Raw genomic sequence first — 14934 nt, 5'->3', positions numbered from 1 at the left:
GGGCACGGGGCTTCGGTTCGATGCAGCGGTCGGGATGAGCTCACTTCAACAGCCGAGAGAGCCTCCGGTCGGCCAACAGCTTCCCTCCGGTCTGGCACGTGGGGCAGTACTCGAGCGAGTTGTCGGCGAAGTACACGCTTCGCACCTCGTCGCCGCACACCGGACATGCTTCGCCGCGTCGCCCGTGCACGCGCATGCCGCGCCTCTTGGCATCCTTCAACTCCGCCGGTGGCTTGCCGCGCGCTTCATCGATCGCCTCGGTGAGGGTCTCGACCATCGCGCGGAAGAGCCGGTCGACCTCGTCGTCGGTGAGCGTCGCGGCGAGGGCGTAGGGCGACATCTTCGCCGCGTGCAGGATCTCGTCGGAGTACGCGTTGCCGACCCCGGCGATGATCGATTGATCGCGCAGCACCCCCTTGATCTGGGTGCGCCGGCCGGTGAGGAGCGCACCGAACGTGGCTCGGTCGAAACCCTCGCTCAGCGGATCGGGGCCGAGTCGGGCGATGCCCGGGACCTCGTCGGGTGAGCGTACGGCGTAGACGGCGAGGGACTTCTTGGTGCCGGCCTCGGTGAGATCGAAACCCGATCCGTCGTCGAAACCGACACGGAGCGCGATCGGCGTCTTACCCGGCTTGATGATCGTGGAGGGCAGCGCGTCGTACCAGCGCAGCCAGCCCGCTTTCGCCAGGTGGAAGATCAGGTGGACGCCGGCGTCGGTCGAGACGTCGACGAACTTTCCGTGCCGGTCCACGGCGGTCACCGCCGAGCCCACGAGCGCCGTCAGGGGCGGGTCGTAGGTCTTCAGCGCGTTGATCGCCGACACGGTGGCCTTCGACACCTGCAGCCCCGTCACACGACCACGCAGGAACTCGACGAGTCCCTCGACCTCAGGCATCTCCGGCATGCGCCCATGCTGCCACGGGCCTCCGACAGGAGCGCGGGCCTTGCCTGTCGCCCGGCGAGAGCGTCAGCCGCGGCGCAGCAGACCGATGCGGTCGTACACGTCCGAGAGCGTCTTCTCCGCGACGGATGCCGCGCGCTCGGCGTTCGTCGCCAGCACACGATCGAGCTCGGCGGGGTCGGCGATCAGCTCGAGCGCGCGCTCGCGCACCGGCTCGAACTCGTTCACCACGACCTCGGCGAGCCCCTTCTTGAAATCGCCGTAGCCGCGGCCCGCGTACTCGTCCTCGATCGCCGTGATCTCGCGGCCGGTGAGGGCCGAGTAGATCACGAGGAGGTTGGAGACACCCGGCTTCTCGTCGCGGTCGAAACGCACCGACCCCTCGGAGTCGGTGACCGCACGCATGATCTTCTTCGCGCTGACCTTCGGCTCGTCGAGCATCCACAGCACGCCGGCGTCGGACTCGGCCGACTTCGACATCTTCGACGTGGGGTTCTGCAGGTCGTAGATGCGGGCGGTCTCGCGCTGGATCATCGGCTTCGGCATCGTGAAGGTCTCACCGAAACGCTGGTTGAAGCGCTCGGCCAGGTCACGGGTGAGCTCGATGTGCTGCTTCTGGTCGTCTCCGACCGGCACGACGTCGGTCTGGTAGAGCAGGATGTCGGCGGCCATCAGAACCGGATAGGTGAAGAGGCCCACGTTCGTGGCATCCGTCCCGTACCGCGCCGACTTGTCCTTGAACTGGGTCATGCGGCCGGCCTCGCCGAAGCCGGTGAGAGTCGACAGCACCCACTGCAGCTCCGCGTGCGCGGGCACGTGCGACTGCACGTAGAGCGTCGAGCGCGACGGCTCGATGCCGGCGGCGATGTACTGCGCGGCGGTGCGGCGGGTCTTCTCGCGACGCTCGGCGGGGTCACCGGGCTGCGTGAGGGCGTGCAGATCGACGACCGAGAAGAACGCGTCGTACTCGTCCTGCAACTGCCGCCACTGCAGCAGCGCACCGATGTAGTTGCCGATCTGGAGGCTGTCGGCGGAGGGCTGCATTCCGGAGTAGAGGCGCTGCTGAGTCACCCCTCGATCCTAGGCGTCGGGCGCCCGCGCTCCGCGCCCGGGCGGCTCCGCGCGCTGGACAGCGCCCGCGCCCGGGCGGTTCCGCGCGCTCGACAGCGCCCGCGTCCGGACGGCCCTGCGCCTGGGACAGCGCCCGCGCCCGGACGGCCCCGCGCCGGCGTGGCCCCGCGCCCGGACCGCCGAGTCGCCCCGACGTCCCCGGCGCCCGTGTCAGCGCCCGAGCGTGTAGTCCACGATCACGGGGGAGTGGTCGCTCCAGCGGGTGTCGTACGACGGAGCGCGGTCGACGCGGTAGTCGGTGACGCGCTCGGCCAGAGCGGGCGTGGCGACGTGGTAGTCGATGCGCCAGCCGCTGTCGGTGTCGAACGCCTTGCCGCGCATCGACCAGAACGTGTACGGCCCCTCGACCTCGCCCATTCGCCGGCGCCCCACGTCGACCCAGCCCAGACCGGTGCCGACCGAACCGTCGACGCCCTCGACCTGCTCGCCGGCGGGGCCGAAGAAGCGGTCGAAGTACGCGCGCTCGCGCGGGAGGAATCCGGCGTTCTTGCGATTGCCGCGCCAGTTCTTGATGTCGAGTTCACGGTGACCGACGTTGAGGTCGCCCGTGACGAGGGCCAGCTCGCGCTCGGCTTTGAGGGTGGCGAGGCGCTGCTCCATGGCATCCAGGAACAACCACTTGGCATCCTGCTTGGGGGTGTCGACCTCGCCGCTGTGGACGTAGGCGCTGACGATCGTGACCGTCTCGCCGTCGATGTCGAAGTCGGTCTCGATCCACCGGCCCGAGGCGTCCAGCGGCTCGGGGCCGAGGTGGGTGCGGGTCTCGACGCCCGGGAGGCGGCTGATGATCGCGACACCCGCGCGGCCCTTCTGCAGCGCCTCGTCGTTGACGATTCGCCACCCCGGGAGGGCCTCGGCGAGCTGCTCCGCGGTCGCACGGACCTCTTGGAGGGTCACGATGTCGGCGCCGGAGGCCTCGAGCCACTCGACCATGCCCTTGCGGACGGCGGCACGGATGCCGTTGACGTTGATGGAGACGATGCGTACGGAACGAGCCACCCCCCGAGCCTAACGGGGGCCTCCGACATCGACCGGGTCAGTCGGGGAGCAGCGTCGTGCGTCGCGGCGCGGGGAGCGCCGCCTTCGCCCGGTCGAGGTTCTTCCGCGCCGCCGCCACGCGGCGCCGCGCACGCCACCGCCAGGGCCATCGGGCGTCCGCGGCCGCTTTCTCGGCCTCGCGGACCCCGACCTGAGCGGCGATCACGAGCGCCGCCTGCTCCATCGCGAGACGGTCCTCGGGCGAGCGCAGCGGGAGGTCGCGGTCACCCGCCGCCACGGCGATCCACGCGGCGGACACGAGGATGACGATGCCGATGAAACGGAACCACAGGAGGAAACCGATGAGCGCGGCGAACGTCCCCAGCAGCGGGTTGGTGGGCGTGTAGACGAGGAGGAAGCCCGCACCGATCTGCAGCACGACCATCCCGCCGGCGCCGACGAGGGCTCCGGGCCACGCGCGTCGCCACGTGAGGGTCGTCCCCGTCAGGAAGCGGAACAGCGACGCCAGCGCCACGGTGTTCACCCCGAAGGCGACGAGGGCGGACACCGCCCGCGCACCGATCGTCCACCCGGGCGTCTCGCGATCCCACCCCAGGATCCCGAACACGAGGTCGACGGCACCGGTCGTGATCGAACCGAGCAGGGCGCCGACCAGAAGGGCGAGACCGAACAGCAGGGATGCCACGAAGTCCCGCGCCTTCAGCAGCACGTAGTTGCGCATGTCGAAGGGCAGCCCGAACGTGTCGCGCACCGCGCGCCGGGTGAAGGTCACGAAGCCGATCGCCGTCCAGATGACCACGATCGCCGCGATGGCTCCCGTGATGCCGAGCAGCTTGCCGCTCTCTTGCGCGACGGCCTCGACCTTGTCGGGCTGGACCAGGCCGTTCTTACTGATGAGGCCCGGGATGTAGCTGTTGATGATGCCGATCAGCCCGTCGATGGCCGCCTTGCTGCCGCCCAGCCAGATGCCCACCGCGGCGAACGACAGGTAGAGAGCCGAGAACACCGCGAACAGCCCCTGGTAGCTCATCCCCGCGGCGAGCAGGAAACCGTTGTGCTGCAGGAAGTGCCGCCAGACACGGATGGGGAACCACTGCACGACCTTCGCCGCGCGGGCGAGGGGTTCGTCGAGGCGCTCGCGCACCGCCGTCTGCGCGGCGTCGAACCGCTCGCGAAGAGTGCGCTCGTCCTCGCCGGCGGCGGGGAGCGGGCGCGGGTCGCGGCGGCTCTCGGTCACCCGTCGAGCCTAATGAATGGATGCCGCACGGGAACGCCGAACGGCGGGGGCCGACCCTTCGACAAGCTCAGGGACCGAGCGCACCCGCCGTTCGAGAGGGGAGGGGTCAGCGACCGCCGCGGAGGACGGCCTGCTTGACCTCGGCGATGGCCTTGGTGACCTCGATGCCGCGGGGGCACGCCTCGGTGCAGTTGAAGGTGGTGCGGCAGCGCCACACGCCTTCCTTGTCGTTGAGGATGTCGAGACGCACATCGCCCGCGTCGTCGCGCGAGTCGAAGATGAAGCGGTGCGCGTTGACGATCGCGGCGGGGCCGAAGTATTGCCCGTCGGTCCAGAACACGGGGCACGACGAGGTGCACGCGGCGCACAGGATGCACTTGGTGGTGTCGTCGAAGACCTCGCGGTCGACGATCGACTGCACGCGCTCCTTGCCCGGCTCGGGCTTCGAGTTCGAGATGAGGAAGGGCTGCACCTCGCGGTAGGAGGCGAAGAACGGCTCCATGTCGACGATGAGGTCCTTCTCGAGCGGCAGGCCCTTGATCGCCTCGACGTAGATGGGCTGCGAGATGTCGAGATCCTTGATCAGCGTCTTGCAGGCCAGACGGTTGCGACCGTTGATGCGCATGGCATCCGATCCGCAGATGCCGTGCGCGCACGAGCGGCGGAACGACAGCGAGCCGTCGGTCTCCCACTTGATCTTGTGCAGGGCGTCGAGCACGCGGTCGGTGGAGTACAGCTCCACGTCGTAGTCGACCCAGCGCGGCTCGTCGTCGACCTCGGGGTCGAATCGGCGGATGTTGAAGGTGACCAGGAACGACTGGATGCCGGTGTCCTCCGGCGTCTGCTCGACCTCGTCGGAGACGTCGGTGGTGTCGAGAACGGTGGATGCCATCTCAGTACTTCCTCTCCAGCGGCGGGTAGCGCAGCTCCCCGGCCTCGTTCTTGGTGAAGACCACGGGCTTCCAGCCGAGTTCGATGTGATCCGCGGGGTGCGACGAGTGCGGGTCGCCCGACAGGTACGCCATGGTGTGCTGCATGTAGTTCTCGTCGTCGCGCGTGGGGAAGTCGTCGCGCATGTGACCGCCACGGCTCTCTTCGCGGTTCTGCGCCGAGTAGACGACGACCTCGGCGAGGTCGAGCAGGAAGCCCAGCTCGACGGCCTCGAGAAGGTCGGTGTTGAAGCGCTTGCCCTTGTCATCGACGTGGATGTTCTTGTAGCGCTCGCGCAGGTCGGCGATCACGTCCATGACGTGCGCGAGGGACTCGTGCGTGCGGAAGACCTGCGCGCCCTTGTCCATCTCGTCCTGCAGCGTCTTGCGGAGCACGGCGATGCGCTCGGTGCCGCTGTTGTTGCGCAGCCCCTCGATGAGCCCGCGCACCTCGGCGGCGGGGTCTTCGGGCAGGGGCACGAAGTCGGCGGTCTTGACGTACTCGACGGCGTTGCGGCCGGCGCGCTTGCCGAAGACGTTGATGTCGAGCAGCGAGTTGGTGCCGAGGCGGTTCGAGCCGTGCACCGAGACGCACGCGCACTCGCCGGCGGCGTAGAGGCCCGGGACGACGGTGTCGTTGTCGGCGAGCACCTCGGCCTTGATGTTGGTCGGGATACCGCCCATCGCGTAGTGCGCGGTCGGCATGACCGGGACCGGCTCGACGACCGGGTCGACGCCCAGGTAGGTGCGGGCGAACTCGGTGATGTCGGGGAGCTTCGTCTCGAGGACCTCGGCGCCCAGGTGCGTGCAGTCCAGCAGCACGTAGTCGCGGTGGGGACCGGCGCCCCGGCCCTCCGCGACCTCCTGGACCATGCAGCGGGCGACGATGTCGCGGGGCGCGAGGTCCTTGATGGTCGGGGCGTAGCGCTCCATGAAGCGCTCACCGCTCGCGTTGCGCAGGATCGCGCCCTCACCGCGCGCACCCTCGGTGAGCAGGATGCCGAGACCGGCGAGGCCGGTCGGGTGGAACTGGAAGAACTCCATGTCCTCGAGCGGCAGGCCCTTGCGCCACACGATGCCGACGCCGTCGCCGGTGAGGGTGTGGGCGTTGGAGGTGGTCTTGAAGATCTTGCCGAAGCCGCCGGTGGCGAAGATCACGGCCTTGGACTGGAACACGTGCAGTTCGCCCGTGGCGAGGTCGTAGGCGACGACGCCGGCGACCTGGGTCTTGCCCGCGGCATCCTTCACCGTGACGAGGTCGAGCACGTAGAACTCGTTGAAGAAGTTGATGCCGAGCTTGACGCAGTTCTGGAACAGCGTCTGCAGGATCATGTGGCCGGTGCGGTCGGCGGCGTAGCACGCGCGGCGCACGGGCGTCTTGCCGTGGTCGGCCGTGTGACCGCCGAAGCGACGCTGGTCGATCTTGCCCTCGGGCGTGCGGTTGAACGGCAGGCCCATGTTCTCGAGGTCGATGACGGCGTCGATCGCCTCTTTGGCGAGGATCTCCGCGGCATCCTGGTCGACGAGGTAATCGCCGCCCTTGATGGTGTCGAAGGTGTGCCACTCCCACGAGTCCTCTTCGACGTTGGCGAGGGCCGCCGCCATGCCGCCCTGCGCCGCACCGGTGTGCGAGCGGGTCGGGTAGAGCTTCGAGATGACGGCGGTCTTCGCGCCGGGGCCGGCCTCGATGGCCGCGCGCATTCCCGCGCCGCCCGCGCCGACGATGACGACGTCGAACTGGTGGTAGTGGACGCCGTCCTTGACGACGGAATCCGAGGAAGTCTGGGTGCTCACGTGTGCGATACCTCTGCTGTCAGGGGGAGGAAGGGATGCCGTCGGCTCACGCCGCCTGGCACGCGTCCCAGAGGGTGCTGCTCTCGGTGACGCCGAGGCAGGGGTCGAAGGTGAAGACCACGAGGGTGCCGAGGAGGATCAGCAGTCCGGCCGACAGCCACAGCGACCACACGAGAACCTTGCGGACCGCGGCGTTCGTGACGTAGTCGTTCACGATCGTGCGCATGCCGTTGGCGCCGTGGATGAGGGCCAACCACAGCATCAGCACGTCCCACCACTGCCAGAACGGCGAGGCGAGCTTGCCGGCGACGAACGCGAAGTCGATCTGGTGGATACCGTCGCCGAGCATGAGGTTGACGAACAGGTGGCCGAAGATCAGGACGAGAAGAAGCACGCCGGAGGCGCGCATGTAGATCCAGCCCCACTTCTCGAGGTTGGAGCCTTTCTTGCGCACGCTCGGCGTGCGCGGGGCGGGAATCGTGCTGGCTTCCTGGGCGACGGACATCAGTGGCTCCCGGTGACGGCGCTGAAGACGTTGATGAGGTGGCGCGGGGTGAAGCCGAGCATCGTGACAACCCAGAGGCCGAGGACGCCCCACCACAGCTGACGCTGGTGCCGGGTGGCCCAGGGCCAGAAGTCGACCAGGATGATGCGCAGACCGTTGAACGCGTGGTACGCGATCGCGCCGACGAGAGCGACCTCGCCGAGGCCCATGATCGGGTTCTTGTAGGTGCCGATGACCGCGTCGTACGCCTCGGGCGACACGCGGATGAGGGCGGTGTCGAGGATGTGCACCAGGAGGAAGAAGAAGATCGCCACACCCGTGATGCGGTGCAGGACCCATGACCACATGCCCTCGCGGCCGCGGTACAGCGTGCCGCGTGGCCTCTTCGAGGTGGTCTCTTTCACCGACGGCGTGGCACGTGCTGGTGCTGACACGGTCGTCCTCCCTGATCGAACACGGTGGGGGAGCCGGCAGAGGCCCCAAGCGTCACACGGGCGCCAGGAAATACTACGTCCGAGCTATGAACACGGGGGATTAGGGGGTCCTAACAGTCTCTCGACATCGAGATACTTTCCGGATGCCGCCGGGGTCGGAGCGACACCCCCGTGCCGCCCGCCGGACAAGGGGGTGAAACACGATGCCGCTAGGGTCGGTGCCATGGCAGACCCCGCTATCGATGACTTCTACGCCGTGATCCCCGCCGGGGGGATCGGCAGCCGGTTGTGGCCGCTCTCGCGCGCCGATGCCCCGAAGTTCCTCCACGACCTCACCGGGTCGGGCCAGACCCTGCTGCGCGACACGTGGGATCGCCTCGCGCCCCTGTCGGGTGAGGGGCGCATCGCGGTGGTCACCGGCCGCGCCCACCGAGCCGCCGTCGAGCGCGAGCTCCCGGGCGTCCCGGACCACAACGTCTTCCTCGAGTCGGAGCCGCGCGACTCGTCCGCGGCGATCGGCCTGGCGGCCGCGATCCTCGTGCGCCGGGAGCCCGACGTCATCATCGGCTCGTTCGCCGCGGACCACGTGATCCGTCAGACGCGACAGTTCGAGTTCGCGGTGCGTCAGGCCGTGGCCGTCGCGCGCGAGGGATACATCTGCACGATCGGCATCCAGCCCAGCGAACCCTCGGTGGGCTTCGGGTACATCAAGCAGGCCGGGGAGCTCATCGTCGACGGCGCTCCCGAGGCGTACATGGTGGAGCGCTTCGTCGAGAAGCCCGATCTCGAAACCGCGAAGCAGTACTTCGAGGACCGCGCGTACCTCTGGAACGCCGGCATGTTCATCACGCGAGCCGACGTGCTCCTCGCCGAGCTCGCTGTCAACGAGCCCGAGCTGCACGCGGCGCTGCTCGAGCTGGCCGACGCGTGGGACGATCGCGACCGCCGCGGGCCCGCCGTCGACCGCCTGTGGCCGAGCCTGAAGAAGATCGCCATCGACTACTCCGTCGCCGAGCCGGCGGCCGAGAAGGGCCGCCTGGCCGTCATCCCCGGTCACTTCGACTGGGACGACGTGGGCGACTTCGCGAGCCTGTCCAAGCTCAACTCGCACGGTCGCAACGAGCTCGCGATCCTCGGCGAGGGCGCTCGCGTGCTGGCCGACGCCTCCAGCGGGATCGTCGTGACCCAGACCAAGCGCGTGATCAGCCTCATCGGCGTCCGCGACATCGTCGTCGTCGACACCCCGGACGCTCTGCTCGTCACCACCGCCGAGAACGCGCAGCGTGTGAAGGGCGTGGTCGACGCGCTCAAGCTCACCGGCCGAGGCGACGTCCTGTAAGAGACCGGATGCCAGGATGCGTGGCATCCGGTTCCTCCCTGGTCGGCGGAGTGTGGCGGACGGATCACGCGAGATTGCGTCTTTGTAACCATTGCGGCGCACGGGGCCTCCGGGGGCACAAGCGGTTCGTCACAGTGGGTAACGTGACGGGATCGTCCCCCGAACCCGTTGGGGGCCCCCGTCTTGGAGGACCATTCGTGAAGACCACGAAGAAGGCCGTTTTCAGCGGTCTCGCCATGATCGGCACCGCTGTGCTGCTCGCCGGCTGCGGCGCCGCGCCCGAGAGCAACGGTTCGTCCGCTGCCGCCGGTGCCAGCGACTACCTGCCCTGCATGGTCTCGGACTCGGGCGGCTTCGACGACAAGTCGTTCAACCAGCTGGGTAAGGAAGGCCTCGACGAAGCGGCCACCCAGCTCGGCTCGAAGAAGCCGATCGAGGTCCAGTCGCAGTCGGAGACCGACTTCGCCTCGAACCTGTCCAGCCTCGTCGACCAGGGCTGCAACACGATCATCACCGTCGGCTTCCTGCTGGCGCCGGCCGCCCTCGAGTCGGCCAAGGCCAACCCCGACCTGCAGTACGTCTCGATCGACGACATGGTCGACCAGGACTTCGACGGCAAGACGGACGCCCCGAACATCAAGCCGATCATCTTCGACACCGCGCAGGCGGCCTACCTCGCGGGCTACCTCGCCGCGGGCACCACGAAGACCGGCGTCGTCGGCACCTTCGGCGGCATGAACATCCCGACCGTCACCATCTTCATGGACGGCTTCGCGCAGGGCGTCGAGAAGTACAACGCCGACAACGGTGCCTCGGTCCGCGTCGTCGGCTGGGACCGCGCCGCCAAGGACGGCTCGTTCACCGGTGGCTTCGAGGCCAACGACACCGCGCGTCAGACCGCGCAGGCGATCATCGACCAGAACGTCGACGTGCTGCTGCCCGTCGGTGGCCCGATCTACCAGTCGGCCGCCGTCGCGATCCAGGACGCCGGTCGTGACATCGCCCTCGTCGGTGTCGACGCCGACGTCTACGAGACCGACCCGGCCATCGGCGACCTGCTCCTGACCTCGATCCTCAAGGGCATCGACGTGGGTACCAAGGACGCGATCGTCGCCGCGGGCGAAGGCTCGTTCGACACCACCCCGTTCGTCGGCACGCTCGCGAACGACGGCGTCGGCCTGGCCCCGTACCACAAGTGGGAGGACCGCGTTCCGGCGGAGCTGACCACGAAGATCGACGCCCTCAAGGCCGACATCGTCAGCGGCAAGATCACCGTCGAGTCCTACCTCGCCGGCTGACACACGTACGCTCTCGGGGGAGGTCGGCGCACGCCGGCCTCCCCTCCTTCGTGGGGCTGATTTCCCCGCCGCACCCGGTGCGGAGCCTGGCCCCCTCGCCCCTGACCGGGCGCGCTCACAAGGCGCGTCCGTCCGCCGCACACCCCCGCGTGCGGCACCACAGAACTTAGGATCGGGAACATGAAGCTCGAACTCCGCGGGATCACGAAAACCTTCGGGTCCCTGGTGGCGAACGATCACATCGACCTCACCGTGGAGGCCGGAGAGATCCATTGCCTGCTCGGCGAGAACGGTGCCGGCAAATCCACCCTCATGAACGTCCTGTACGGCCTGTACCAGGCCGACGGGGGAGAGATCCTGTTGGACGACGCCGTCCAGCACTTCTCCGGACCCGGTGACGCGATGCGCGCCGGCATCGGCATGGTGCATCAGCACTTCATGCTCATCCCCGTCTTCACGGTCGCCGAGAACGTGATGCTCGGCCACGAGCCCACGCGCTTCGGCGGACGCCTCGACCTCGCCTCCGCTCGCGCCCGCGTGCGCGAGATCTCCGACCGCTTCGGGTTCGACGTCGATCCCGATGCCCTCGTGGATGACCTCCCCGTCGGCGTCCAACAGCGCGTCGAGATCATCAAGGCTTTGTCGCGGGATGCCAAGGTGCTCGTGTTCGACGAGCCGACCGCCGTGCTCACCCCGCAGGAGACCGACGAGCTCATGGCGATCATGCGTCAGCTGAAAGAAGCGGGCACATCGATCGTCTTCATCACGCACAAGCTGCGCGAGGTCCGCGAAGTCGCGGACCGCATCACCGTCATCCGGCTGGGGAAGGTCGTCGGCGAGGCGGACCCTCGCGCGTCGAACGCCGAACTCGCCTCGCTGATGGTCGGTCGCGCGGTCGAGCTCACCGTGCAGAAAGAGGCGCCCACGCTCGGCGAGGTCGGTCTCTCCGTATCGGGCCTGACGGTGTCCGACGCGATCGGGCAACTCGTCGTCAACGACGTCAGCTTCGAGGTCCGCCGCGGTGAGGTGCTGGCGATCGCCGGTGTGCAGGGCAACGGGCAGACCGAGCTCACCGAGGCGCTTCTCGGCCTGCAGGACCGCGTCCAGGGGTCGATCGTCCTTGACGGCACCGAGCTCAACGGTGCGACGGTGCGCGGCGTCCTGGACGCCGGCGTCGGATTCGTGCCCGAAGACCGTAAAGAGGACGGTCTGGTGGGGGAGTTCTCGATCGCCGAGAACCTCATGCTCGACCGCGCCGACGGCGCCCCGTTCGTCAAGGGCGGCGCGATCCAGCTCTCGACCCTCGCCGACTTCGCCCGTGAGAAGGTCGCCGAGTTCGACGTGCGGACCCCCTCCATCGAGACGGCCGTCGGCAAGCTCTCCGGCGGAAACCAGCAGAAGGTGGTGCTCGCGCGCGAGCTCAGCCGCGACCTGCGGCTCTTCGTCGCGGCCCAGCCGACCCGCGGTGTCGACGTCGGCTCGATCGAGTTCATCCACAAGCGCGTCATCGAGACGCGAGATGCCGGGGTCCCCGTGATCGTGGTCTCGACCGAGCTCGACGAGGTCACCGCCCTCGCCGATCGCATCATGGTGATGTACCGCGGTCGCGTCGTGGGAATCGTCCCCGGCAACACCTCGCGCGACGTCCTGGGCCTCATGATGGCCGGCGAAGCGCCTCAGAACGAAGGAGTGGCCGCGTGAGCGATCCGCACAGCCCTCAAGACCCGTCCGTGTCGCGGGCGGACGTGGCCGCAGCCGCTCAGGCCGATGTCGCCCTGGAGGGGAACGCCGTCGTCGACAGCGGCGTCGGAGCGCGCGTGGTCGTGCCGACGCCCGCACCCGATGAGGGACGGTGGCAGCGCGCGCTGCGCGAGATCGCGACCGGCAACGCCATCATCTCGGTGCTCGCCGTCATCCTGGCTCTGCTCGTCGGGGCCATCATGATCGCCGCCACCGACGAGAACGTGCAGGCGGCCGCGGGGTACTTCTTCGCTCGGCCGCTCGACACGCTCTCCGCCATCTGGCAGTCGGTGTCGGGGGCGTACTCGTCCTTCTTCCAGGGCGCGATCTACAACTTCCGGCGTCCCGAGTTCGCCAACGGCATCAAGCCCCTCACGGACACGCTGACCTTCGCGACGCCGCTCATCGTCGCCGGTCTCGGCGTCGCCTTGGCGTTCCGCGTCGGCATGTTCAACATCGGCGGCCGTGGACAGATGCTCGTCGCGGCCGCGGCGAGCGGGTGGGTCGCGTTCGCGTTCGACCTGCCCTGGGGCATCCACCTTCTCGTCGCCCTCGTGGCCGGAGTGGCGGCCGGCGCGGTGTGGTCCGGGATCGCGGGTGTGCTGAAGGCACGAACGGGAGCGCACGAGGTGATCGTCACGATCATGCTCAACTACGTCGCGTTCTACCTCGTCTATTACATGCTGCGCACCCCCGGCCTCCTGCAGGCTCCGGGGTCGAGCAACCCGACGACTCCGCCGATGAAGGAGACAGCGGTCCTGCCCGACCTCCTCGGCCCCGGCTACAACCTGCACTTCGGGTTCATCCTGTCGATCCTCGCGGTCGTGCTCGTGTGGTGGATCCTGGAGCGCTCCTCGCTCGGCTTCCGCTTCCGTGCCGTCGGACTCAACCCGAACGCCGCCCGGGTCGCCGGTATCAACGTCAAGTCGATGTACGTCTACGCGATGCTCATCTCGGGCGCGCTCATCGGTCTCGCCGGCGTCGATCAGGTGCTCGGCACCGTGACGACCGGCTTCTCCAGCGGGATCGACGCGGGCATCGGCTTCGACGCGATCACCGTGGCTCTGCTCGGGCGTTCCACCCCCGTGGGCGTGCTCGTGGCCGGCATCCTGTTCGGTGCCTTCAAAGCCGGCGGATTCTCGATGCAGGCCGCCAACGGTGTGCCGATCGACATCGTCGTGGTGGTGCAGTCGCTCATCGTGCTGTTCATCGCCGCCCCGCCGCTCGTGCGGGCGATCTTCCGTCTGCCCGCCCCCGGCGTGCGTCAGCCGAAAGCGCGCACCCTCAAGAAGAAGGAGGCGGCGAAGTGAGCACCACTGCCGCGCACCGCGAGGCCGCTTCGTCGCCCGCCGCCCTCGACACCACGGTCGTGATCAGCTGGAAGGCTCCGATCGTCTATGCCGTCATCACGGTGCTCGCCGCCGTGCTGTTCGTCGTCGCCCGCCAGGACGGCGACGCCGTCTTCCGCATCTCGAGCCCGGGCGAGTTCATCCAGTTGCCCGAGGTCGTGCTCGGCGGAGTCGTCACCGGGATCGTCTGCACCGTCCTGATGGTGCTCATCACCGTCGCGGCCGTGCTGCTGGTCCGCGCCCGCCGTCGTCCGCCGATCTGGCTCGCCGTCATCTTCGCGCTGGTCTTCATGGTGGGCTTCCTCACGTGGGCGGCCGCCGGGGCGACCACCGCGGTCATCCCGCTCACCGGCTTGCTCGCCGGTGGCCTGAGCCTGTCGGTCCCGCTGATCTTCGGCGCGATGGCCGGCGTCATCAGCGAGCGCGTCGGCGTGGTCAACATCGCGATCGAGGGGCAGCTGCTCGCGGGGGCCTTCACTTCCGCCGTCGTCGCCACGGCGACCGGCAACCCGTTCGTCGGGCTGCTGGCCGCGGCCGTCTCGGGTGTGCTCGTGTCGTTCGTGCTCGCCGCGTTCGCGATCAAGTACCTGGTCGACCAGGTCATCGTCGGTGTCGTGCTGAACGTCCTCGTCGTGGGTCTGACGAGCTTCCTGTTCTCGCAGCTGCTGTCGCCCAACGCGGCGACGCTGAACTCCCCGCCGCGCTTCCCGCGGCTGCCGATCCCGGTGCTGGCCGACATCCCGATCATCGGGCCGATGCTGTTCAACCAGACGATCATCGTCTACCTGATGTACATCACGGTGGTCCTGGTCTACGTCGGCCTGTTCCACACCCGGTGGGGCCTGCGTCTGCGTGCGGTGGGGGAGCACCCCCAGGCGGCCGACACCGTCGGTATCAACATCGCCAAGACGCGGTTCTGGAACGTGTCCCTGGGCGGCGCGATCGCCGGACTCGGCGGAGCGTTCTTCACTCTCGGTTCCGTCGGCGCCTTCAACAAGGAGATGACCGCGGGTGCGGGCTACATCGCTCTCGCCGCCGTCATCTTCGGACACTGGGACCCGATCCGGGCCACCCTCGCCGCGCTGCTGTTCGGCTTCGCGTCGAACCTGCAGAACACCCTCGGCGTGATCGGGTCTCCTGTGCCCAGCGAGTTCATGCTGATGCTGCCCTACGTGGTGACGATCTTCGCGGTCGCCGGCCTCGTCGGGAAGGTCCGCGGACCCGCAGCCGCCGGTAAACCGTACATAAAGGGCTGACCAGGCCCGTATCCCCCTTCAC

13 protein-coding genes are annotated in these 14934 nt (G+C 68.5%); 5 read left to right on the top strand and 8 right to left on the bottom strand.

The window, feature by feature from the left end; all coding sequences use genetic code 11:
• Window positions 1–40: 40 nt before the first annotated feature.
• The 8 genes from MTES_RS03085 to sdhC form a co-directional block, all read right to left on the bottom strand.
• Window positions 41–904 carry an Fpg/Nei family DNA glycosylase gene (locus MTES_RS03085; RefSeq protein WP_013583722.1) on the bottom strand — a complete coding sequence of 288 codons (864 nt, stop codon included), beginning with the start codon at window positions 902–904 and terminating at the stop codon, window positions 41–43.
• Window positions 905–967: 63 nt separating this feature from the next.
• The gene (gene trpS / locus MTES_RS03080; RefSeq protein ID WP_013583721.1) at window positions 968–1972 is read right to left on the bottom strand and encodes a tryptophan--tRNA ligase; all 1005 of its coding nucleotides are present in this window, start codon (window positions 1970–1972) and stop codon (window positions 968–970) included.
• 210 nt (window positions 1973–2182) lie between these two features.
• Window positions 2183–3031, bottom strand: a complete 849-nt coding sequence (locus MTES_RS03075; protein ID WP_013583720.1) for an exodeoxyribonuclease III — start codon at window positions 3029–3031, stop codon at window positions 2183–2185.
• 37 nt (window positions 3032–3068) lie between these two features.
• Window positions 3069–4268, bottom strand: a complete 1200-nt coding sequence (locus tag MTES_RS03070) for a YihY/virulence factor BrkB family protein (protein WP_013583719.1) — start codon at window positions 4266–4268, stop codon at window positions 3069–3071.
• A gap of 106 nt (window positions 4269–4374) precedes the next feature.
• Window positions 4375–5160, bottom strand: a complete 786-nt coding sequence (locus tag MTES_RS03065) for a succinate dehydrogenase iron-sulfur subunit (RefSeq protein WP_013583718.1) — start codon at window positions 5158–5160, stop codon at window positions 4375–4377.
• A 1-nt stretch (window position 5161) separates the two neighbouring features.
• On the bottom strand, window positions 5162–6991 hold the full coding sequence (gene sdhA, locus MTES_RS03060; protein ID WP_013583717.1) for a succinate dehydrogenase flavoprotein subunit: 1830 nt from the start codon (window positions 6989–6991) through the stop codon (window positions 5162–5164).
• 46 nt (window positions 6992–7037) lie between these two features.
• Window positions 7038–7496, bottom strand: a complete 459-nt coding sequence (locus MTES_RS03055; RefSeq protein WP_013583716.1) for a succinate dehydrogenase hydrophobic membrane anchor subunit — start codon at window positions 7494–7496, stop codon at window positions 7038–7040.
• A complete protein-coding gene (sdhC, locus tag MTES_RS03050) occupies window positions 7496–7930 on the bottom strand; it encodes a succinate dehydrogenase, cytochrome b556 subunit (protein WP_013583715.1) in 435 nt (144 codons plus the stop codon). The genes MTES_RS03055 and sdhC overlap by 1 nt, the downstream gene beginning before the upstream one ends.
• Before the next feature lie 223 nt (window positions 7931–8153).
• Here sdhC and MTES_RS03045 point away from each other — a divergent pair, with 223 nt between their 5' ends.
• From MTES_RS03045 to MTES_RS03025, 5 genes are all read left to right on the top strand, one after another.
• Window positions 8154–9269, top strand: coding sequence for a mannose-1-phosphate guanylyltransferase (locus tag MTES_RS03045; RefSeq protein ID WP_013583714.1), 1116 nt, complete (start codon window positions 8154–8156; stop codon window positions 9267–9269).
• Between the two features lie 197 nt (window positions 9270–9466).
• On the top strand, window positions 9467–10567 hold the full coding sequence (locus tag MTES_RS03040; RefSeq protein ID WP_013583713.1) for a BMP family lipoprotein: 1101 nt from the start codon (window positions 9467–9469) through the stop codon (window positions 10565–10567).
• A 180-nt stretch (window positions 10568–10747) separates the two neighbouring features.
• Complete coding sequence (locus MTES_RS03035; protein WP_013583712.1) at window positions 10748–12268, top strand: ABC transporter ATP-binding protein; 1521 nt, start codon at window positions 10748–10750, stop codon at window positions 12266–12268.
• Complete coding sequence (locus tag MTES_RS03030; RefSeq protein ID WP_013583711.1) at window positions 12265–13617, top strand: ABC transporter permease; 1353 nt, start codon at window positions 12265–12267, stop codon at window positions 13615–13617. The genes MTES_RS03035 and MTES_RS03030 overlap by 4 nt, the downstream gene beginning before the upstream one ends.
• Window positions 13614–14912 carry an ABC transporter permease gene (locus tag MTES_RS03025; protein WP_013583710.1) on the top strand — a complete coding sequence of 433 codons (1299 nt, stop codon included), beginning with the start codon at window positions 13614–13616 and terminating at the stop codon, window positions 14910–14912. The genes MTES_RS03030 and MTES_RS03025 overlap by 4 nt, the downstream gene beginning before the upstream one ends.
• Window positions 14913–14934: the final 22 nt, after the last annotated feature.

Origin of the sequence: Microbacterium testaceum StLB037 (assembly GCF_000202635.1) — a bacterium.
Lineage (GTDB): Bacteria > Actinomycetota > Actinomycetes > Actinomycetales > Microbacteriaceae > Microbacterium > Microbacterium testaceum_F.
The sequence above is the reverse complement of the archived record's forward strand: the minus strand, read 5'-3'. Positions and strand labels throughout refer to the sequence as shown.